19 protein-coding genes are annotated in these 19,617 nt (G+C 67.1%); 5 read left to right on the forward strand and 14 right to left on the reverse strand.

Going from position 1 to position 19,617, the window contains the following annotated elements; all coding sequences use genetic code 11:
• Positions 1-83: 83 nt before the first annotated feature.
• On the reverse strand, positions 84-1,196 hold the full coding sequence (locus tag NQ151_RS11590) for an AI-2E family transporter (RefSeq protein WP_257507184.1): 1,113 nt from the start codon (positions 1,194-1,196) through the stop codon (positions 84-86).
• A 108-nt stretch (positions 1,197-1,304) separates the two neighbouring features.
• Between NQ151_RS11590 and NQ151_RS11595 the strand changes: the two genes are divergently transcribed.
• A complete protein-coding gene (locus NQ151_RS11595) occupies positions 1,305-1,595 on the forward strand; it encodes a chorismate mutase (RefSeq protein ID WP_257528167.1) in 291 nt (96 codons plus the stop codon).
• A gap of 54 nt (positions 1,596-1,649) precedes the next feature.
• Here NQ151_RS11595 and NQ151_RS11600 read toward each other — a convergent pair whose 3' ends face one another.
• From NQ151_RS11600 to NQ151_RS11610, 3 genes are read right to left on the reverse strand one after another with little or no spacing between them, the layout of a single operon-like run.
• A complete protein-coding gene (locus tag NQ151_RS11600) occupies positions 1,650-2,345 on the reverse strand; it encodes a hypothetical protein (protein ID WP_257528168.1) in 696 nt (231 codons plus the stop codon).
• On the reverse strand, positions 2,342-3,268 hold the full coding sequence (locus NQ151_RS11605) for an ABC transporter ATP-binding protein (protein ID WP_257528169.1): 927 nt from the start codon (positions 3,266-3,268) through the stop codon (positions 2,342-2,344). The genes NQ151_RS11600 and NQ151_RS11605 overlap by 4 nt, the downstream gene beginning before the upstream one ends.
• Positions 3,265-3,642, reverse strand: a complete 378-nt coding sequence (locus NQ151_RS11610) for a GntR family transcriptional regulator (protein ID WP_257528170.1) — start codon at positions 3,640-3,642, stop codon at positions 3,265-3,267. Before NQ151_RS11610 ends, NQ151_RS11605 begins: the two co-directional genes overlap by 4 nt.
• Before the next feature lie 353 nt (positions 3,643-3,995).
• Between NQ151_RS11610 and NQ151_RS11615 the strand changes: the two genes are divergently transcribed.
• The 3 genes from NQ151_RS11615 to NQ151_RS11625 all read left to right on the forward strand — a co-directional run bounded on the left by NQ151_RS11615 (position 3,996) and on the right by NQ151_RS11625 (position 7,262).
• Positions 3,996-5,312: a quaternary amine ABC transporter ATP-binding protein gene (locus NQ151_RS11615; RefSeq protein ID WP_257507179.1), complete on the forward strand. Its 1,317-nt coding sequence runs from the start codon at positions 3,996-3,998 to the stop codon at positions 5,310-5,312.
• The gene (locus NQ151_RS11620; RefSeq protein WP_257507178.1) at positions 5,309-6,220 is read left to right on the forward strand and encodes an ABC transporter permease; all 912 of its coding nucleotides are present in this window, start codon (positions 5,309-5,311) and stop codon (positions 6,218-6,220) included. The genes NQ151_RS11615 and NQ151_RS11620 overlap by 4 nt, the downstream gene beginning before the upstream one ends.
• Before the next feature lie 115 nt (positions 6,221-6,335).
• Complete coding sequence (locus NQ151_RS11625; protein ID WP_257507177.1) at positions 6,336-7,262, forward strand: glycine betaine ABC transporter substrate-binding protein; 927 nt, start codon at positions 6,336-6,338, stop codon at positions 7,260-7,262.
• 166 nt (positions 7,263-7,428) lie between these two features.
• Here the strand turns inward: NQ151_RS11625 and NQ151_RS11630 are convergent, their stop codons facing one another.
• The 9 genes from NQ151_RS11630 to NQ151_RS11670 all read right to left on the reverse strand — a co-directional run bounded on the left by NQ151_RS11630 (position 7,429) and on the right by NQ151_RS11670 (position 17,492).
• Positions 7,429-8,175 carry a hypothetical protein gene (locus tag NQ151_RS11630; RefSeq protein ID WP_257507176.1) on the reverse strand — a complete coding sequence of 249 codons (747 nt, stop codon included), beginning with the start codon at positions 8,173-8,175 and terminating at the stop codon, positions 7,429-7,431.
• A 52-nt stretch (positions 8,176-8,227) separates the two neighbouring features.
• Positions 8,228-9,031, reverse strand: a complete 804-nt coding sequence (locus tag NQ151_RS11635; RefSeq protein ID WP_257528171.1) for a hypothetical protein — start codon at positions 9,029-9,031, stop codon at positions 8,228-8,230.
• Positions 9,032-9,121: 90 nt separating this feature from the next.
• Positions 9,122-9,253 carry a hypothetical protein gene (locus tag NQ151_RS11640; protein WP_257507174.1) on the reverse strand — a complete coding sequence of 44 codons (132 nt, stop codon included), beginning with the start codon at positions 9,251-9,253 and terminating at the stop codon, positions 9,122-9,124.
• A 10-nt stretch (positions 9,254-9,263) separates the two neighbouring features.
• The gene (purL, locus tag NQ151_RS11645) at positions 9,264-11,594 is read right to left on the reverse strand and encodes a phosphoribosylformylglycinamidine synthase subunit PurL (protein WP_257528172.1); all 2,331 of its coding nucleotides are present in this window, start codon (positions 11,592-11,594) and stop codon (positions 9,264-9,266) included.
• A 46-nt stretch (positions 11,595-11,640) separates the two neighbouring features.
• Positions 11,641-12,660, reverse strand: a complete 1,020-nt coding sequence (locus NQ151_RS11650; RefSeq protein WP_257528202.1) for a LacI family DNA-binding transcriptional regulator — start codon at positions 12,658-12,660, stop codon at positions 11,641-11,643.
• Positions 12,661-12,703: 43 nt separating this feature from the next.
• Entirely contained in the window at positions 12,704-13,597 is an 894-nt protein-coding gene (locus tag NQ151_RS11655) for a glycerophosphodiester phosphodiesterase family protein (RefSeq protein ID WP_257528173.1), read from the reverse strand.
• Positions 13,594-15,351 carry an ABC transporter permease gene (locus NQ151_RS11660; protein ID WP_257528174.1) on the reverse strand — a complete coding sequence of 586 codons (1,758 nt, stop codon included), beginning with the start codon at positions 15,349-15,351 and terminating at the stop codon, positions 13,594-13,596. Before NQ151_RS11660 ends, NQ151_RS11655 begins: the two co-directional genes overlap by 4 nt.
• Positions 15,348-16,385, reverse strand: coding sequence for an ABC transporter ATP-binding protein (locus tag NQ151_RS11665; RefSeq protein WP_257507169.1), 1,038 nt, complete (start codon positions 16,383-16,385; stop codon positions 15,348-15,350). Before NQ151_RS11665 ends, NQ151_RS11660 begins: the two co-directional genes overlap by 4 nt.
• A 45-nt stretch (positions 16,386-16,430) precedes the next feature.
• Positions 16,431-17,492: an extracellular solute-binding protein gene (locus tag NQ151_RS11670; RefSeq protein ID WP_257528175.1), complete on the reverse strand. Its 1,062-nt coding sequence runs from the start codon at positions 17,490-17,492 to the stop codon at positions 16,431-16,433.
• 164 nt (positions 17,493-17,656) lie between these two features.
• Between NQ151_RS11670 and NQ151_RS11675 the strand changes: the two genes are divergently transcribed.
• Positions 17,657-18,550 carry a TerC family protein gene (locus NQ151_RS11675; RefSeq protein ID WP_257507167.1) on the forward strand — a complete coding sequence of 298 codons (894 nt, stop codon included), beginning with the start codon at positions 17,657-17,659 and terminating at the stop codon, positions 18,548-18,550.
• A gap of 80 nt (positions 18,551-18,630) precedes the next feature.
• Here NQ151_RS11675 and NQ151_RS11680 read toward each other — a convergent pair whose 3' ends face one another.
• Positions 18,631-19,617: an aldo/keto reductase gene (locus NQ151_RS11680; RefSeq protein ID WP_257528176.1), complete on the reverse strand. Its 987-nt coding sequence runs from the start codon at positions 19,615-19,617 to the stop codon at positions 18,631-18,633.

Raw genomic sequence — 19,617 nt, forward strand, 5'->3', positions numbered from 1 at the left:
GAGGGTAGGACGGACCCGCCGGCATCCGTCCTACCCTCGTCACATCTCCTACGCCCGTGACGGGCCGGAAGGGTCCCGGCTCGCTACAATTTCGCGTCCTGACGCGGGATCAGCACCTGCTTGATGATCAGCAGGATCGACGCGGTGACCGGGATCGCGATGAGTGCGCCGAGCAGGCCCAGCAGGGTGCCGCCGACCAGCGCGCCGATGACCACAAGAGCCCCGGGTACCGAGATCGCCTTGTTCATGACGCGCGGCGTGAGGATGTATGCCTCGATCTGCATGTAGATCAGATAACCGATGCCGAAGATCAGTGCCGCCAGCGGACTGCTGAACAGGGCGAGGGTCGTGGCGAGCACCCAGAACATCACCGTGCCCACGAGCGGGATGATCGTGATGCAGAACGCGACCACGGCCAGCAGTGCCGGGAACGGCAGTCCCAGCACGACGTGCAGGATGAATGCGAACACCGAATTGAAGAACGCGAGGATCACCATTCCCATGAGGTAGCTGCCGATCGAGTCGGTGATCTGGTTGGTGAGGGAGGCGACCTTCGGGCGGCTGTGCGCGGGGGTCAGGCGCACGAACGATGCCTTGATCGTGGACAGCGACGCCAGGAAGTACAGGGTCAGCACGAGCACGATGATGAGGCCCGAGATGGTCGTCGCGATGGAGAGACCGACCTTCAGCAGCCCGCCGCCGATCGAGGCGAGGTTGCTCGGGTTCGTGATGAAGTTCTGCGCGTCGGTGAGAAGCGTGCCGATCTGATCGCTGAAGGTGGTCGAGAGCCAGGAGTAGAAATCGGTCTTCTGGAAGTCGGATACCAGTGATGGCACGTCATCGATGAACTGCTTGACCTGGTTCACCACCGCCGGGATGACCAGCCACAGCATGCCGACGACCACGAGCGCGAACCCGAGGAAGACGATCACCATCCCCCAGGCGCGAGGAACGTTGTGGTTCTCGAGCCAGCGGACGACGGGGTCTAGGCCCAGCGCGGCGAACAGGGCGAATGCGATGTAGATGAGGATGGTCGACAGGCTCGAGATCGCCAGCCCCAGCACGAAGGCGGCGAGGCCACCGAGAGTGAGCATGAACCCGAGGGTGAATGGGCTGGACAGGCTCGTCGCGCGACGCGGAATCGGCGCACCCGAAGGCGCGGTATCGGCGAGCGGGCGGTCGGAGGTGTCGCTCATGGGGACACTCTAGGGGCGGGCATCCGCCGACGGCAGGGTGGTGCGTGCCCGCCCGCTACGGCCCACCCGCCGCACTCGCCGGTAGGGTCGAGTGACGAGGAGGATGCCATGACCGACCCCGCCGTGACGCTGCGGAATCTGCGCACCAGCATCGACAACATCGATGCCGCGCTCATCTTCATGCTCGCCGAACGCTTCCGATGCACCAAGCAGGTCGGCATCCTCAAGGCCGAGCACGGCATGCCGGCATCGGACCCTTCGCGCGAAGAGCAGCAGATCGCGCGCCTGCGCGGGCTGTCTGAAGACGCCGATCTCGATCCCGAGTTCGCCGAGAAGTGGTTCAACTTCGTCGTCGCCGAGGTCATCCGCCACCACACCGCCGCGGCCGACGGGCGCTGACACGGCGAACGCCCCGAGCCGAAGCCCGGGGCGTCCGCGTCGATGAAAGAGCGGTCAGGGGATGGCGCGGCGCAGCGTCGCCCACGAGCTGACCGCGAGCACGGTGATGAGCAGCACTCCCCAGGCAGCCAGGCCCAGCGCGCCCTGCGTCAGGATCCACTCTATGACCGGGCCCCATGCGCCGCGGAGCGTGATCAGCCACGTGATTCCGGCCAGGGCCAGACCTACTGCGGACAGGATGATCGCCACCCACGTGCTGCCGAACCGCTTGTAGATCGTGGCGGCCCAGAACCCGATGACGAAGAACAGCATGGCGATGACGAAGAACACGAAGCCCGCCGCCAGCGGCCCTGCCTCCCAGATCCAGTTCAGGTGGAAGAAGTAGCCGTTCAGGCCCCAGCCGTTCGTGGCCAGTTCGACCAGCCCGCCGAGCACGAACACCACTGCCAGGATCGCGGAGGTCATCGCGGCGGTGAGCACCGTGCCGAGGTAGAACTCCCGGCGGGTCACGCTCATGGCCTGCGAGAAGGGGAAGCTCAGCGTCAGAGCCTGGACGCCGACGAAGAGGAAGGTCCACAGCGGCGCCTGTGCACCGCCGCCGAACTTCGGCTCATCGATCCCCGCGCTGGCGAGCATCCCGTAGATCACCAAGGTGACCGCCAAAGCACCCGCCAGCACGATGAGGGGCACCCAGATGTAGGTCTGCTTGTTCACCAACTGCATGCGGACGACGTTCAGTGTGCGGCTCATCGGAGCGCTCCTTCCTCGGCGGATGCCGCGGAGTGGGTGGATGCCGCGTTCTCGGCGGCGTGCTGGGTGGTGCGCACGATCAACTGCTGGAGTGAGACCGGGGTCACGTCCAGGCCGCTGCGGGCCAGCTTTTCGCGGTCGGCGGCGGTCAGTGCCCCGAGCACGGTGACGCTGGAGACGTGGCCGAGGGTCTCTCGGTGGATCACCTCGCGTCCGGCGACGAAGGCGTTCACCGCGGCGGTGTCGCCGACGATGTTCGCGGCGCGGTCGCGCACGGCATCCGTCGACTCGTCCATGATGATGCGGCCCCGATCGATGACCAGCACCCGCTCGATGAGGTTGGCCACCTCGTCGATCAGGTGGCTGGAGAGGATGACCGTGCGCGGGTTCTCGCTGTAGTCGGCCAGCAGCCGGTCGTAGAAGATCTGCCGCGCGACGGCATCCAGCCCCAGATACGGCTCGTCGAAGAACGTGATCTCCGCCCGTGCGGCGAGACCGATGATGACGCCGACGGCCGACAGCTGCCCGCGCGAGAGCTTCTTGATGCGCGTCTTCAGCGGCAGCTGGAAGTCATCGATCAGCTGGTCGGCGAACTCCTGGTTCCAGTTGGGGAAGAACAGCCCAGCCGTACGGAATGCGTGGATGGGTGTGGCGTCGTCGGGGTACTTCTGGCTCTCGCGCACGAAGCACATCCGCTGCAGGATGCGGGCGTTCTCGTACGGGTGCTCCCCGAAGACGCGCACGTCGCCGCTGGTGGCGAAGTTCTGCGCCGTGAGGATCGACATGACCGTCGTCTTGCCGGCGCCGTTGCGGCCGAGGAGGCCGTAGATGGTGTCTTTTTCGATCGCGAAGCTCACGTCGTCTACGGCGACCGTCTCGCGATAGCGCTTGGTGAGTCCTGTGACCTCGATGACGGGAGTCATCGTGCCGTCCCTTCTGCGGTGGTGTAGCGCTGTTGGATGAGTGCCCCGAGCTCATCGGGGCCGAGCCCGAGGGCGCGTGCTTCGGCGAGCAGCGGCTCGACGTAGCGGTCGGCGAACGCTGCCCGGCGCTCGCCGCGCAACTGCTCGCGGGCGCCGGGGGCGACGAACATGCCGATACCGCGCCGCTTGTACAGCACGCCCTTGTCGACGAGCATGTTCACTCCTTTCGCCGCCGTGGCGGGGTTGATCCGGTGGAAGGCGGCGAGTTCGTTGGTCGAGGGGACCTGTGCCTCTTCGGCTAGAGACCCGTCGACGATGGCGTCCTCGATGCCCTCGGCGATCTGCAGGAAAAGAGCCCGGCCCTCTTCGATCACGTCGCTCCGTTCACTGGTTCATTACTTGACTAACTAACCATGCAACGCCGCACGGCGAATGTCAAGGGGTCGGGCCGTTCGAGGACTGCGGCGGTTTGCCACACTGGCCAGCGCTATATACCCTTGAAACGGGCCTTGAGCCCCGACGACCAGTCCGCGGTCGCTCGACGTGGCCGACCCGAGGGCCACCGATCCGAGCAGCCGTATGGTCGACGGTCATGGCGGCGGACCCGATGTGCGTCGCTCGAGCGCTGAACCGCGTCGATTTCCGACGCGTGTGCGGCGGCGCCGATGACCGTCCACCCGGGCGTTACCTATGTTGGCCTGAAGACGCGGCTGCCGAGGTGAAGCACGTGAATGACGTACCCGCTGTCCAAGCGAAGAATCTGTTCAAAGTTTTCGGACGCAACCCGAAGGATGCCGTCAAGCGGCTGCGCGCCGGTCAGAGCCGGGCGGACATCGCCGATGCCGGCACCGCGGCGGTGATCGACGCCAGTTTCACCGTGCAGCCAGGTGAGATCTTCGTCATCATGGGGTTGTCCGGCTCGGGCAAGTCGACGATCATCCGCATGCTCAACGGACTGCTGCAGCCCACCGCGGGCGAAGTGCTCGTGCAGGGCAAGAACGTCACGACTGCGTCGGCGACCGAACTGCGCGGCATCCGTCGTTCGTCTGTGTCGATGGTCTTCCAGCACTTCGCACTGCTGCCGCACCGCACCGTGCTGGACAACGCCGCGTATGCGCTGGAGATCCAAGGCGTCGGCAAGGAGGAGCGGCGCAAGCGCGCGCTGGAGATCCTCGACAAGGTCGGCCTCGCCGACCGGGCAGAGGCGATGCCGGACGAGCTGTCCGGAGGCATGCGCCAGCGTGTGGGTCTTGCCCGCGCGCTCACCGCAGGCACCGACATCCTGCTGATGGACGAGGCATTCTCGGCGCTTGACCCGCTCATCCGCCGCGAGATGCAGGAGCAGCTGGTGGAGCTGCAGCGCGAGATGGGGCGCACGATCGTCTTCATCACCCATGACCTCAACGAGGCGATGTTCCTCGGCGACCGCATCGCGGTCATGCGCGATGGGCGCATCGTGCAGAACGGCACGCCGGAGGAGATCCTCACCGATCCCGCCAACGACTACGTCGCCCAGTTCGTCCAAGACGTCGACCGGGCGCGGGTGCTCACCGCCGGCGCCGTCATGGAACCAGCCCACGCCACCACGCCGGTAAGCGCCGGCCTGCGCGGAGCCCTGCGGTCGCTGCGCGAACTGCAGGCGGGGTCGGTGTTCGTCACCGAGAACCGGCACCTGCTGGGTGTGGTCAGCGACCGCCAGGTGATCCGCGCGATCAAGGCGGGCCAGACCGATCTGCGTGCGATCGTGGACACCTCGGTGCCGACCGTGTCGCCCGAAGATTCCCTCACCGACGTCGTCGAGCGCGCGGTCGAGACCACCATGCCGGTGCCCGTCATCGACGCCAGTGGACGGCTGGTCGGTCTCATCCCTCGGGTGACGCTGCTGGCGGCGCTGGGCAACGTCCCGCCCATGACGCAGTCGATGCCGATCATCGAGCCGGCCCCGGTGCCGCAATCCGACCTCACTGATTCGCTGGCACGGCTCGGTGCGGCGGAGGCCTCGGCTTCCGAACTCACCGCTTCGTCGAAGGGGGATGCCGCGTGAACGACCTGATTCGCCTTCCGCTCGGCGAGATCGCCGAGACGTTCGTCCGCTGGCTCATCGACACGATGGGCTGGCTCTTCGACGGCATCCGCGCCGTCTTCCTCGCCGTCTACGACTCGCTCGAGTGGGCGCTGCAGGCGCCGCCGTTCTGGGTGATCATCCTCGTTTTCGCCGCGCTGGCGTGGTGGGCCAAGGGTGTGTGGCTCGCGCTCGGAACGCTCGTGGGCCTGCTCGCCATCGTGGGTGTGGACCAATGGGACAACGCCATGCAGTCCCTCGCGCTGGTGATCGTCGCCTCGGTGATCGCCCTGGCGATCGGCATCCCACTGGGCATCTGGGCCGCCCGCAACGACACGGTGTCCAAGATCGTGCGCCCGCTGCTGGACTTCCTGCAGACCATGCCCGCCTTCGTATACCTGATCCCGGCCCTCATGCTGTTCCGGGTGGGCGTCGTCCCCGGCATCGTCGCGACGATCGTGTTCGCACTGGCGCCCGGCGTCCGGCTCACCGAGCTCGGCATCCGCGGGGTCGACCGCGAGGTCGTCGAGGCAGGGCACGCGTTCGGCGCGTCGCCCGGCCGCATCCTGCGTCAGATTCAGCTGCCGCTGGCCATGCCCAGCATCATGGCCGGCGTCAACCAGGTCATCATGCTGAGCCTGTCGATGGTCGTCATCGCCGGCATGGTCGGCGCCCGCGGCCTCGGCGGCGACGTCGTGCAGAGCCTGCAGAAGATCGACATCGCCCTGGGCGTCGAAGCAGGGCTCTCCGTCGTGGTCATCGCGATGATCCTCGACCGGTTGACGTCGGCGCTGGCCACGCGCAGTGCCCGCAGCACGGCGCGCACTCGCGCTGCCACTGCCAAGCGCGGTGGCGTCAAGGCGAAGCCCGTCGCCGCGGCATCCGCCTGACGTCCCCACACCCCCCACACACTTGCGAGCTCATCACTCGCGAGGGGTGCGGAGACTCCGCGCCCGACCACAACGACCGCTCCGTGCTCAGCACGCGGAGGGAGAGGAAGTCACGATGACCAAGAGAAGCAGGATGCTGGGGGCGCTCGCCTTCACATCAGCCGCCGCCCTGGCCCTGACCGGTTGCGCCGGCGGTTCCGGCGACGGCGGCTCCACCGGCTCCGACGGCGACGCCGCGGCCGACCGCCCCATCACGATCGCCGTGTTCAACGGCTGGGATGAGGGCATCGCCGCATCCGAACTGTGGAAGGCCGTGCTTGAGGAGCAGGGCTACGAGGTCGAGCTGGAGTACGCCGACCCCGCAGCCGTGTTCAGCGGCATCGCCAGCGGCGATTACGACCTGACGCTTGACACCTGGCTGCCGCTGACGCACGGCGACTATGTCGAGGAGTACGGCGCCGACATGGTGGATCTGGGTGCCTGGAACGAGGACGCCAAGCTCACCCTCGCCGTGAACGAGGACGCCCCGGTCGACTCGATCGATGAGCTCGCCGAGAACGCGGACCTGTTCGACAGCACCATCATCGGCATCGAGTCCGGTTCGGGTCTGGCGACCGTCGTCGATGAGGAGGTCATCCCCGGGTACGGCCTGGAGGAGTTCGACCACGTGACCTCGTCGACGCCGGCGATGCTCACCGAGCTGGACACCGCCACCAGCGCGGGAGAGAACATCCTCGTGACGCTGTGGCGTCCGCACTGGGCGTACGACGCCTACCCGCTGAAGGACCTCGAGGACCCGAAGGGTCTGCTGGGCGAAGCCGAGGGTCTGCACACGTTCGCGTCGACCACGTTCGAGGAGGAGTTCCCCGAGGTCGCCGAGTGGCTGGGCGCCTTCACGATGGACAGCGAGACGCTGTACTCCCTCGAGAACGCGATGTTCAACGGGCAGGACACCGACGAGTACGAGGACATCGTCGCCGAGTGGATCGCCGAGAACCAGGAGTACGTCGACTCCCTGACGGCCACCCCCGCCGCCGAATGAGTATTCCCCGCGCCGAGTGAGTATTCCCCGCGCCGAGTGAGCATTCACTCCGTCGAGTGAGTACTCCCGGCGCGGGGAAACCCTGTCTGGGCGGGCTCGTGAGTACTCACTCGCGACCACGAGTACTCACTCGCGATCACGAATACTCACTCGGCAGCGCGAATACTCACTCGGGAGTTCGGGGACGCGCGGGGTCGCCGGCGGTGAGCTGCAGCGCGACTTTCGTCTCCAGCACCTCGACGGCCCCGTCGGACAGCGAGATGAGACCATCCAGCTCCTCGCGCACCCGCTTGTACGCGAGCTGCCGCTCGGCGGGCGTCGCGGCCTGGTCGATCGCCACCGTCAGCAACTGCTTCGCCGTCGACAGGCGCTTGCGCTCCACCTCGGTGAACGACGAATCGCGCATGCGCCGGGCCTCCCGCTCGGCCAGGTCGAACGCCACCTCGTACTCGGTCACGGCGGCCCGGTACTCGTCGAACTGCTCCTTCGACACCTTGGTCCTGGCGGATTCCGGACGCAGGTGGTCGGCGTTCTTCTTCGCGCGCAGGAACGCCGCCGTCAGCGGCTGCCGCCCATCGCTCATCGCGGGGAACGCGATGAGCTTGCCGACGTCGAGTTCGTACTCCAGCCAGCGGCGGGTCACTTCGTCGTGCGCCGCGATGAGCTGCTCCAGCTGGCTCGGCTCCGGCGACGGACGGGTCAGCGCCATCGGCACGGATGCTGTCGCCACCGGCTTCGCGCGCGCAGCGGCCTGCGCTGATTTCAGCTCGCTCTTGGCCCGGAGGATCTCCAGCCGCCGCTCGTGGCGGCGCTTCGATGCGCGCTCCCAGGCCTTGCCGACACCCCCGAGCGCTCCGGCGAGCGGGAAGGCCAGCCACCAGTAGCTGCCAAGGAACTCGAACAGGGGGTCCACCCCTGTCATGCTAGCCCTCGCGTGTTGCCGTCGAGGGCCGCGGGGACGTCCGTTACGCGGATGCCGGCGGCTTGGGAGTGCGGGCGGGCACCGGCCAGATCGGCCGCGACGAACCCCCGCCAGCCCCGCCATCACCGTCAACACCCGGAGCCGCGGAAGGCCGAGGCACACCGGGAACACGCGGAAGGGCAGACCGCGCCGCGCGGTGGGCCTCCTGCTCGGCGACGGCGAACGCGACCTCCGCGCGCCGCACGGCATCGCGGTAGGCCAGGAACGCCGCCGGCGTCACCTTGTCCCGCGCCGATGCCGGACGCAGCGACTGCGCCTCGCGCTGTGCCCGCAGGAACGCGAGCGTGGCCGGATGCCGCGCGTCGAGCATCTGCGGAAACGCGAGAGCCTTGCCGGCATCCGTCTCGTACTCCAGCCAGCGCGCCGTGACGGCGTCGTGCTGGGCCAGCAGTTCCTCGATCGGCAGCGGGGCATCGCCGCCGGCCATGCCGTACCGCGCGCGCGTTGCCTTCACCCGGCTGCGGCTCGCTCGTAGCTGCAGCGACGCCTGCCGCTCCCGTTGCTTGGCCGCCTGCAGTGCGCGCCGCGCCTCGAACTGCGACGGGATGCCGGCCGCACCGCGCTGCGCCTTCGCGCTGAGTAGATCAGCCTGCGCGGCGCGCAGCTGTGCGCGCGCGGCTTGCAGCGCGCGGTACGCGGTCTGCTCCTCCTGGCGGGCGGCATCCAACTCGAGTCGTCGAGCGCGGCGCCGGTTGGTGGTCAGCGCCCCGTAGCCGACGGCGCCCACGCCTGCGGCAGCCGGGGCGATCCACCACCAGCTGCCGACGATCAGGAGCACGGTCTCCACCCTGCCATCGTAGCCGCGGCCCCGCGACGGGGTCAGGGCGGGGCCGCCGTGCGGGGCGGATGCCGCGGATGCCGCAGGTTAGCGCGCGGGTCAGCCGAAGATCAGCGCGATCACCGTGGAGCCGCCACCGACGAGGATCAGCGTCACGATCACGACCCACGCCACGATCTTCATGCGGCGCTGGCGTCCCTGTCCGTACGAGCCGTATTCGTCGTCGGTCATGTCATCCCTCTCAGGCGGGGTCGGCGACCGTCGCGCCGAACGCGGCGGGCAGGGTCGCACGCGACAGCTCGCGCAGTTCGGAAACGGGAATGGTGAACACGTCCTGCACCTCGAGCGCCGGCTCGTCGCCGTCGCCGGGGGCGTCGGTCACGCCGATGCGCAGCACGGGGTACCCGCGTCCGTCGCAGAGCCCGCGGAACTTGACGTCGTCCTCGCGGGGAACGGTGACGATGACGCGGCCGGTGGATTCGGAGAACAGTGCGGTCGCGGCATCCACCCCGTCGCGCTCCATGATCTCGCGCAGCCACACCCGGGCTCCGACGCCGAAGCGCATGACGCCCTCGGCGAGCGTCTGGGCGAGCCCGCCGTCGGAGAGGTCGTGCGCGCTGGAGACGAGCGACTGCAGCGAGGCCGCGTGCAGCAGCTGTGCCAGGCGCTTCTCGGCGGCCATGTCGACCTTCGGCGGGCGACCGCCGAGGTGCCCGTGGATCGTGCCAGCCCACTGGGAGCCGCTCAGCTCCGTGGACGTGACGCCGAGGAGGTAGATGTTCTCGCCGGCATCCTGCCAGCCGCTGGGGATGCGCCGGCCGACGTCGTCGATGATGCCGAGCACGCCCACCACGGGGGTCGGGAAGATCGGGGTGTCGCCGGTCTGGTTGTAGAACGACACGTTTCCGCCGGTGACGGGCACGCCCAGCTCCAGGCATCCGTCCGACAGGCCCTCGACGGCCTGGCCGAACTGCCACATCACTTCGGGGTTCTCCGGGCTGCCGAAGTTGAGGCAGTCGGTGACGGCGGTGGGGACGGCGCCGGTGACGGCGACGTTGCGGTAGGCCTCGGCCAGGGCCAGCTTGGCGCCCTCGTAGGGGTCGAGCTGGCAGAAGCGGCCGTTGCAGTCCGTCGCGATGGCAAAGCCCAGGCCGGACTCCTCGTCGACGCGGATCATGCCGGCGTCATCGGGGAAGCTCAGCGCGGTGTTGCCCAGCACGTAGTAGTCGTACTGGTTGGTCACCCATGAGGTGTCGGCGAGGTTGGGGCTGGCCACCAGCTGCAGGAACTGGGTGCGCAGCGTCTCCGGGTCGTCGGTGCGGGGGAGGGCGGATGCCGAGTCGTCGCGGAGCGCGTCGATCCAGGTCGGGTACGCCACCGGGCGCTCGTACACCGGGCCGTCGACGGCGACGGTCGACGGGTCGACGTTGACGATCTCCTCGCCGTGCCAGAAGATCTGCAGCCGGCCGTCGCCGGTGACCTCGCCCAGCACGCTCGTCTCCACGTCCCACTTGCCGGTGACCGCGAGGAACGCCTCGAGCTTCTCGGGAGCGACGATCGCCATCATGCGCTCCTGGCTCTCGCTCATGAGGATCTCCTCCGGCGTGAGCGAGGGGTCGCGCAGCAGCACGTTCTCCAGATCCACCCGCATGCCGGAGCCGCCGTTGGCGGCCAGCTCGCTGGTGGCGCACGAGATGCCGGCCGCTCCCAGGTCCTGGATCGCCTCGACCAGTTCGCCCTGGTACAGCTCCAGGCAGCACTCGATGAGCACCTTCTCGGCGAACGGGTCGCCCACCTGCACCGCGGGGCGCTTGGTCGGGCCGCCGTCGGCGAAGGTGTCGGATGCCAGGATCGAGGCTCCGCCGATGCCGTCGCCGCCGGTACGGGCGCCGAAGAGCACGACCTTGTTGCCGGCGCCGGTGGCGTTGGCGAGCTTGATGTCCTCGTGGCGCATGACGCCGACCGCGAGGGCGTTGACGAGCGGATTGCCCTGGTAGACCGAGTCGAACACCGTCTCGCCGCCGATGTTGGGAAGGCCCAGGCAGTTGCCGTAGAACGAGATGCCGCTGGTGACACCATGGACGACGCGGGCGGTGTCGGGGTGGTCGATCGCCCCAAAGCGCAACTGGTCCATGATGGCCACCGGCCGCGCGCCCATCGAGATGATGTCGCGGACGATGCCGCCGACGCCGGTCGCCGCGCCCTGGAACGGCTCGATGTAGCTGGGGTGGTTGTGGGATTCGACCTTGAAGGTCACGGCCCAGCCCTCGCCGACATCCACGACGCCGGCGTTTTGGCCCATGCCCACCATCAGGCGGGTCTTCATCTCGTCGGAGACCTTCTGGCCGAACTGGCGCAGGTAGATCTTGCTCGACTTGTAGGAGCAGTGCTCGCTCCACATGACCGAGTACATCGCCAGCTCGCCGCTCGTGGGGCGGCGGCCGAGGATCTCACGGATCTTGGCGTATTCGTCGGCCTTGAGGCCGAGCGCCGCGTACGGCTGCTCCCTGCCGGGAGTGGCGACCGCGTTCTCGACGGTATCGGCGACAGCGGTCGAAGTGGGGGTGGTCACGCGGCTCAGCTCCAGGGATTCGGTGGGGGCGCCGGACGGGTCCATCCTAGCCGCGGGCATCCGGCGCCTCTCCCGGGTCGGCCCGCCGCAGGGTGTGGCCGGCGATGAACGTCGACGGGTACACCTCACGTACCGGCGGACGGGAATCAGATGTCCCGAGCTCTTCGGCCATTACCTCGATCCCTCGTCGGGCCAGCTCCTCGGCCGGAAGGCGCACGGTACTCAAGCCCAGCAGCTTCAAGCCCGGCAGCACGCCGTCGACACCGGTGACGGACAGGTCCTCCGGCACGCGCAGCTGGGTGCCTTGAGTCGATTCCAGGAAAGCTACGACGCGTTCGTCGGAGGGGAACATGGCTGCGCTCACGCGCCCTTCCCGCGTCAGGCGCACCAACTCGGGGGTGACGTCACTCAGCCGCGCGAACGAATCTGTGTGCACGGGTACGGGGCGGGCGCCGAGCTCACGTAGACGCGCGATCATCGCTTCCGAGCGGCTGTGCTCAACGAACGAGACGGCCTCGGCGGTCGCGACCACGGCGACGTCGCGGTGCCCGCGCGCCCACACCTCCTCGGCGGCAAGGCGTCCGTTCGCTGGCTCGTCGTATGCGATGGAATGGATGCCTTCCAGCGTCACGGGGCGGCCGACGACCACCACGGGGACGAATTCCGCGAAGGTCGCCACCTTGTCCAACGGAATCGTGCCCGTCGCGATGAGGAGGCCTCGCACGCGCTGTTCCAGGAGGTGATCGAGGGCGTTCAACTCGTGCGTGACGCCTTGCATGAAGGCTGGCGAAACCGTGAGCAATCTCAGCCCGCGCTCGGTGGCTCCGTGCTGGAGTTCGGAGTGGAGTAGCCCGTAGTAGGGGTTGCGTACGTCGCGCACGAGAAGCCCGACCACGTCAGATGCGCTGCCTGCCAACTGTCGTGCGGCCCCGTTGCGGATGTATCCCGTGCGGCGGATGGCGTCCAGCACCGCACTTCGGGTCGACTCCGAGACCCCGGCAGAACCGTCGAGCACGCGGGAAACCGTTGCGTCGGACACGTTCGCCTCGCGAGCGACGTCCTTCATGGTCACGCGCGGCCACGTGCGCGTCCGACGCGCTGCGGTCATGTCATGGCCTGCGTGCGCCACGGCCCACAAGGAAGTCCTGCAGCAGACCCGGCCAGTCTGTCTGGATCACATCGGCGCCGGTGTCCACGAGGCGCCCCCACCCATCCTCAGGATCCTCAAGCACCGAGATCGTGTCATCCCACCCGGCCAGCAGGTCTGAGCCATTGCCCAGGTCCAGCGCGTTCATGTAGGAGAACGTAGCGCGTTCGCGCAGTCCATGGGACCACGCCGGGTCGCAGAACGGATGTGTGGGATCGGCGGTTACCGCCTCGATTCCTACGACGTTGAGCCGCGAGTCCCCCAGGAGCGCTTCCGCCGCCTCGGCGGACTTGGCGATGGGCAGCAGCGGGTACTTGGTGTCGTGTCGCCGTGCGGCGTGCAGCGCCTCGTCGTCCGTCGCATCCACCTTCATCAGGACCCGGTCGGCAACGCCATGCTTATCGAGCACATCCAAGAACCCCGGCCAATAGCGCCACGACCTGTCGACGTTCAGCAGCGCGTCGGGACAATCCTCCAGTAGCGCCTCCAGTCGCTGCACGCGCACCAGTGGCGCCGCTGTCCGATGAGGGTAAGCGAGCTGATCGATCTCGACCGAACTCATCGTCTGCAGGTTACGGTCGATGCCGAAGTGCTGCCGTTCGTAACCGTCATGGAAGACGAAGTACTCGCCATCGAGTGAGCGGACGACGTCGATCTCGACCAAGTCGCCGCCGCTGCGGACGGCGGCGGTCACGGCGGCAGCCGTGTTCTCGGCGACCATGCCCTGTCCGGTGCCGCGGTGCACGGCGATGAGGAGACCGCGCAGCGCGAAGCGATCATTGAGGCGCCGGTTGATCAGAGTGTGCGCGGGTTGCCCGAACTCCGAGCGGCGAATGTTGGTGACGTCAGCGGTCATCGGATGCTCTTTCGGGGCGTTCGGGTGATTGCAGCACTCGTGGGAAGGGGAGAACGTCGGCGGGGCTTGCGCCCGTACACCGCCCACATCGCCGCCGTGGAGATGACCATGATCAGCACCGTGTAGACGTAGCTGAGGGCCACGCCGTCGCTGATGGTCTCGGCGCTCGTCGCGTTCTTGATGACGATGCCCAGGGGCTGGAGCAGCGGGTGTGAGAGGAAAATCGCCGAGTCATAGTCGTCGAGAAGGCTCGTGAAGTTGAGCGCACTGATCGCCGCAGCCGTGGGCGCGATGAGCGGCAGCAGCACCCGACGGAAGGTGTACATCTGGCTGGCGCCGAGCATGGACGCCGCTTCCTCGAGGTTGTTCGGCACGCCGGCGAAAGCGGCCTTGAGGAGCCGGAACGTGAATGGGATCTTCCCGATGATGTAGGCGATCGCGAGTATCCAGAAACTGCCCGTGAGCACCGCGCCCAGCACCGCGGGTTGTGGCCGGTTGAACGTGAGAATCAGTCCGAGGGCGATCATCGTCGAGGGGAGGAACCACGGGATGTGTAGGAGATACTCGATCACCCGCGTGAGGGTGTTCTTGTTGTGCTGCACCATCCGCGCAGTGAAAACCATCAACGCGAGCGCCACCGTCGCTGCGATGATGCCGTACGCGACACTCACGAGGAACGGCTGCAGCCCCTTCTGGGTCGTGAAGACAGCGACGTAGTTGTCAACCGTGAAACTCGACGCGCTCAGGGTGCCCGAACTGATCGCGGTGACATCGGTGAACGAATACAGCACCACCAAAGCCGGGGGCAGCACGTACACGACGAACAAGGCGTAGGCGATCACATGGGTGACGGCGTTCACGACCGGGTTGTGGATGCGCTGCTTCTCCAGCGGCGTCGGGACCTTCGACACTGAGAAGTACACGCCACCTCGCTCCACCCGGTTGAGTACTGCAAGCAGCACCACGGTTGCGATACCGAGGAGGATGGCGAGCGTCGCCGCGAGGTCTTGGGAGGTCGACGTGGTGGCGAACGCGAGGATCATGGGGCTGACCGTCTGGAAGTCCCGGCCGCCGAGGACCTGCGGTGCGGCCAGCGCGCCCAACCCGCCGAGGAAGGTCAGGATCGTGATCGCGAAGATCATCGGTTTCAGCACCGGCAGCACGATCCGGCGCAGAATGGACAGGTCGCTCGCCCCCATCATTCGCGCTGCCTCGATGGTCTGCAGGTCCACCTTGCTTATCGCTGCGGCGAGGAAGAGCAGGTGGTTGCCGGTCGATGCGAAGGTCATCACCGCGACGACGGCGAACATCCCGGAGAACCAGTTGGGATCCATTTCGGGAAACAACTGCATCGCGAGGCGAGTCACGGCACCCGTCGGTCCGTAGACCTGCTTGTACCCGAACACCAGGACGATGCCACCGCAGACGAGGGTGCTCGCGTACCCGATCCACAGCAGGCGGGCGCCGCGGATCGCGTAGAACCGGGTCACCAGCACGAGGAAAATGCCGACGATGTTCACCGTGATGGAGAGGATCGTGGCCAGCAGCACGCTGTTCCACAACGACCGCACCGCACGCTCGGAGCCGAAGAGGCGGTCGAACGCGCGCAGCGTGATGCTGCCGGTGTCGTCAGTGAACACCTCGCCCAGGAGAGTGACGTTCGGCATGATCAGGAACGCGCCGATACCCCAGGCGAGCACGACGGTGACCGCGAGCCAGAGCGGGTTGCGCAGCATGCGCAGCGAGCGGGTCACCTCTCGACGTCCGCGGCTGGATACTGCAGGACGTGCTGGGCGGGCAGCGCGAGCCGCACGCGCGTTCCCGGCTCGTGTCCGACCGTCCCGTCTTCGCGGACGATCGCGCGGAGCACGCCGAGGGGCCCGCAGTCCACGGCGTACGCCGAGTTGGTGCCGTGATACACCCTCGACGCCACGGTTCCAGCCACGACCGGCTGGTCGACATTCTCGTCACCTGCGAGAAGGGTCGGTTTCTCCAGGCGCAGGTAGCTCGTCGCCGCCGGGTCCAGGTGTGTCGCCCCCTGTTCACGCAGATGTGCCACAAGGGCAGCCTCCAGGCGATTGGCCTCACCTATGAATGTGCAAACAAACTCCGTCGTCGAGTGGGCGTACACCTCTTCGGGTGTGCCCACCTGCTCAATACGACCGCCGTTCATGACCGCTACACGGTCCGACATAGCCAGCGCCTCGTCCTGGTCGTGGGTCACATACACCGTCGTGATCCCGAAGCGCTGCTGCAGTTGCTTAAGCTGCAGCCGCAGCTGCTGGCGCAGCTTGGCATCGAGGTTGGACAGCGGCTCGTCCAGCAGCAGGATCTTGGGGCGCAGCACGAGCGATCGAGCAATCGCGACACGTTGCTGCTGGCCGCCGGAGAGTTCGCTGACGTTCTTGGTCAGCTGATCCGGGCGCAGTTCCACTTCGGAGGCGATCGCGTGCACTCGCTCGGCGACCTCGGCGGCGCTGACCCGCTTGGTCTTCAACCCGAAGGCGATGTTCTCCGCCACGCTCATCGACGGGAAGAGTGCATAGTTCTGGAACACCATCCCGAGGTCGCGCTGATCGCTGCGCAGCCGGGTGACGTTCTTGCCCCCGATGGTGATGGTGCCTGAGGCGGGCGCGGTGAGTCCCGCGAGGGTGCGCAGCGCCGTGGTCTTGCCGCAGCCCGACGGGCCCAGGAGGGTGAAGAACTCACCCTCCTGGACCGTCAGGGAGAAGCTCGGCAACGCGGTGAAGTCTGCGTACGTCACGGTGACGTCGGAGAAGGTGATCACTTTTCGATTCGCATTCCAGCCGGGGTGCCGACTCGGTGAGGGGGCTCAGCCCAGGTGGTTCAGTTCGATCTCTTCGACCCAGCTCGAGAGGTTCTCGGCCACGAATGCCCAGTCGATGTCCTGAGCGGTGAACGACGCCGTCATCTCCACCGCGCCCGGGTTCGCATCGGCGATCGCGTCGGCGTTGGTCGGCGCGGTGAAGAACTCCTGAGACCAGGCGGCCTGGATTTCCGCGCTGCCGAACCAATCGACGAACTCCTGCGCGAGCTCGGCGTTGTCGCTGCCCTTGACCACTCCGATGCCCTGGTTGACGAGGGGTACGCCGACCGAGGGGCGAATGGCTTCGCTCTGCACCCCGTACTCCTGCTCGCGGCTGGCCTTGCCGGCGAGCCACATCTGACCCATGTCGACTTCGCCGGAGGACATCCGCGCGTAGAGGTCCGTGCCCTCCACCACGGGGGAGCCGTGTTCGAAGAAGCTGTCGATGGCGGCCCAGCCGTCTTCGCTGATGCCGAGGTAGCCGTCGTCCTCGCGATAGCGGCTGAGCAGGCTGGTCACCACCAGTTGCGTCGTGCCGCCGGTGAGCGTGGTGGCCGTCTCGTAGCGGCCATGGAAAGACTCGTCCTCGAAGAGATCGGTCCAGTCCTGCGGTGCATCACCCGGGTTCGCGAAGGCCTCCGTGTTGTAGACGATCATGATCGGCTCCTGCACGATCGCGTGATAGACGCCGCTGGGGTCGATCGGCTCGACCTTGTCGGCCCAGGCCGGCTCGTAGGCCTCGAGCGCGTCGGCGGCCTTCATGTACTCGAAGTGCACGTTGTTCGGGCCGAAGACCACATCGGCGATGGGGTTCGTCGCCTCGGCGATGACGCGCTGCGCGATTTCTCCACCGCCGGCATCCACGTACTCCACATCGAACCCCGCCTCAGCGGCCTGCGCGACGAGCCACTCGCCCCGCCCATCGGACACCGAGTTGGAGTAAACGATCAGGGTCTCGTCGCCGCCTCCCTCGGCGGGCGATGAAGCATCCGTGGCGCAGCCGGACAGAATGAGGCCGGTCAGGGCGATCCCCGTGGCGGTGGGCAACGCGACTCGACGGTGGGTCATGTGCTATTCCTTTGGTCGTTGTAGATCCGAGGATCGATGTATGCGCTTACATGACTACCACGCATGCGCGTGCGCCACCATTGTTATGTCGATACGCGCTGGACCCGTCGTCGTGGACGGCGGTTCACGGCGGTCGCATAGATTCCACCCTCTAGCCTGAGCGGATGGACTTCGCGCTCGAGCTGACCCCCGATCTCATCGCCGTGTTCTTCACGTTGTTCGTGTTGGAGGTCGTGCTCGGCGTCGACAACGTCATCTTCATCTCGATCCTCGCCTCCAAGCTCCCCGTCGAGCAGCAGGCCAAGGCGCGGAACCTCGGGCTCACGCTCGCGATGGTCATCCGGGTGGTGCTGGTCTGCTTCGCCGGCTGGATCATCACGCTGAAGGACGACATCTTCGAGTTGTTCGGGATGGGCTTCTCCGTGAAGGACATCATCCTCATCGCCGGTGGCCTGTTTCTGGTTTACAAGGCTGTCACCGAGATCCACCACAAGCTCGAGGGTGAGGAAGACTCCCACGGCGCGGCGCCGAAGACGATCACCTTCGCTTCGGTGCTGACGCAGATTCTGCTGCTGGACATCGTCTTCTCGCTGGACTCCGTCATCACCGCCGTCGGCATGACCGATAACATCCTCGTCATCGTCGCGGTGGTCGTGCTGTCGTTCGGCATCATGCTGTTCGCGTCGAAGTTCATCTTCACGTTCGTGAACAACCACCCCACCGTGAAGATGCTGGCGCTGTCGTTCCTGCTGCTGATCGGTGTGTTCCTCATCGCCGAGGGCTTCGGTGTGCACATCGACAAGGCCCTGATCTACGCGCCGATGGCGTTCGCGATCCTCGTCGAGGCCCTGAACCTGGTCTACGCGGCCAACAAGGCCAAGCGCGAGCACCGTCGCCAGCAGGCCGTGAAGCTGCGCCCCCGGTATGTCGACGTCGACGAGTCGGTCGCCGTCGCCGCGGCGGTGTCGAAGGCTCCGGATGCCGGTGCCGTCGGGATCTCCCGCAAGCCCGTCGCCGGCAACGTCGACCCCGACGCCTCCCGCGCCGGCCTCGGCTGACCCGCTGCCGAGTGAGTATTCGCGCTGCCGAGTGAGTATTCGCGCTGCCGAGTGAGTATTCGTCGCGTCGAGGTGCGGTCTCAGCGGTCGAGGTAGCCCATGTGCTGGGCGTTGTAGCGGTCACCCTGGACGCTGATGCGGCGGGTGAGGCCGTCCAGGTCGTCTCGTTCGTCCGCGGACAGCCCCACGGTCGTCGCGGCTGCGTTCTCCTCGATGCGGGAGGTGCTGCGGGTGCCGGGGATGGGCACGATCCACGGGTGCTGCGCGAGCAGCCACGCCAGCGCGACCTGCGCCGGAGTGACGTCCTTGGCGGCGGCGAGTTCTTTGACCTGATCGACCAGCGCCTGATTCGCGGCCAGGTTTCCTTCCTCGAAGCGGGGAACGCGTCGTCGGATGTCGTTCTCGCTGAAGGTGGTGGATGTGGTGACGGTGCCGGTGAGGAATCCCTTGCCGAGGGGGCTGAAGGGCACGAATCCGATGCCGAGTTCGGCGAGGGTGGGGAGCACGTCGGTTTCGGGGTCCCGGGTCCAGAGTGAGTATTCGCTCTGGACGGCGGTGACAGGGAAGACCTCGTGGGCGCGGCGGATGGTGGCGGCGGATGCCTCCGATAGCCCGAAATGGCGCACCTTGCCTTCCGCGACGAGCTCCCCGACGGTGCCCGCGACGTCCTCGATGGGAACGTTCGGGTCGACGCGATGCTGGTAGAACAGGTCGATCACGTCGGTACGGAGCCGTTCGAGGGATGCATCGGCGACGCGGCGGATCTGCTCGGGTCGACTGTTCAGGCCGACGCTGATGCCGTGCTGGATGTCCCAACCGAACTTCGTCGCGATCACGACCTGATCTCGCACCGGCGCGAGAGCTTCGCCGACCAGTTCCTCGTTGACGTACGGCCCGTACACTTCGGCGGTGTCGAATAAGGTGACGCCGAGGTCGACGGCGGATCGCAGCACCGCGATCATGTCGCCGCGGGACCCGGGATTCGGGCCGTAGCTCTGGGACATGCCCATGCAGCCCAGCCCGACGGCGGAGACTTGCAGCCCCCGTCCGAGTGTTCGTGTGTGCAT

The sequence above is a fragment of the Microbacterium sp. zg-YB36 genome (assembly GCF_024623575.2).
Taxonomy (GTDB): domain Bacteria; phylum Actinomycetota; class Actinomycetes; order Actinomycetales; family Microbacteriaceae; genus Microbacterium.

Excerpts from the sequence above, each read along its gene's own strand:
- NQ151_RS11680 (WP_257528176.1), bottom strand. The coding sequence starts at position 19,617 with ATGCACACACGAACACTCGGACGGGGGCTGCAAGTCTCCGCCGTCGGG.
- NQ151_RS11625 (WP_257507177.1), top strand. The coding sequence starts at position 6,336 with ATGACCAAGAGAAGCAGGATGCTGGGGGCGCTCGCCTTCACATCAGCC.
- NQ151_RS11655 (WP_257528173.1), bottom strand. The coding sequence starts at position 13,597 with ATGACCGCTGACGTCACCAACATTCGCCGCTCGGAGTTCGGGCAACCC.
- NQ151_RS11595 (WP_257528167.1), top strand. The coding sequence starts at position 1,305 with ATGACCGACCCCGCCGTGACGCTGCGGAATCTGCGCACCAGCATCGAC.
- NQ151_RS11590 (WP_257507184.1), bottom strand. The coding sequence starts at position 1,196 with ATGAGCGACACCTCCGACCGCCCGCTCGCCGATACCGCGCCTTCGGGT.
- NQ151_RS11600 (WP_257528168.1), bottom strand. The coding sequence starts at position 2,345 with ATGAGCCGCACACTGAACGTCGTCCGCATGCAGTTGGTGAACAAGCAG.
- NQ151_RS11650 (WP_257528202.1), bottom strand. The coding sequence starts at position 12,660 with ATGAAGGACGTCGCTCGCGAGGCGAACGTGTCCGACGCAACGGTTTCC.
- NQ151_RS11605 (WP_257528169.1), bottom strand. The coding sequence starts at position 3,268 with ATGACTCCCGTCATCGAGGTCACAGGACTCACCAAGCGCTATCGCGAG.
- NQ151_RS11670 (WP_257528175.1), bottom strand. The coding sequence starts at position 17,492 with ATGACCCACCGTCGAGTCGCGTTGCCCACCGCCACGGGGATCGCCCTG.
- NQ151_RS11675 (WP_257507167.1), top strand. The coding sequence starts at position 17,657 with ATGGACTTCGCGCTCGAGCTGACCCCCGATCTCATCGCCGTGTTCTTC.
- NQ151_RS11640 (WP_257507174.1), bottom strand. The coding sequence starts at position 9,253 with ATGACCGACGACGAATACGGCTCGTACGGACAGGGACGCCAGCGCCGC.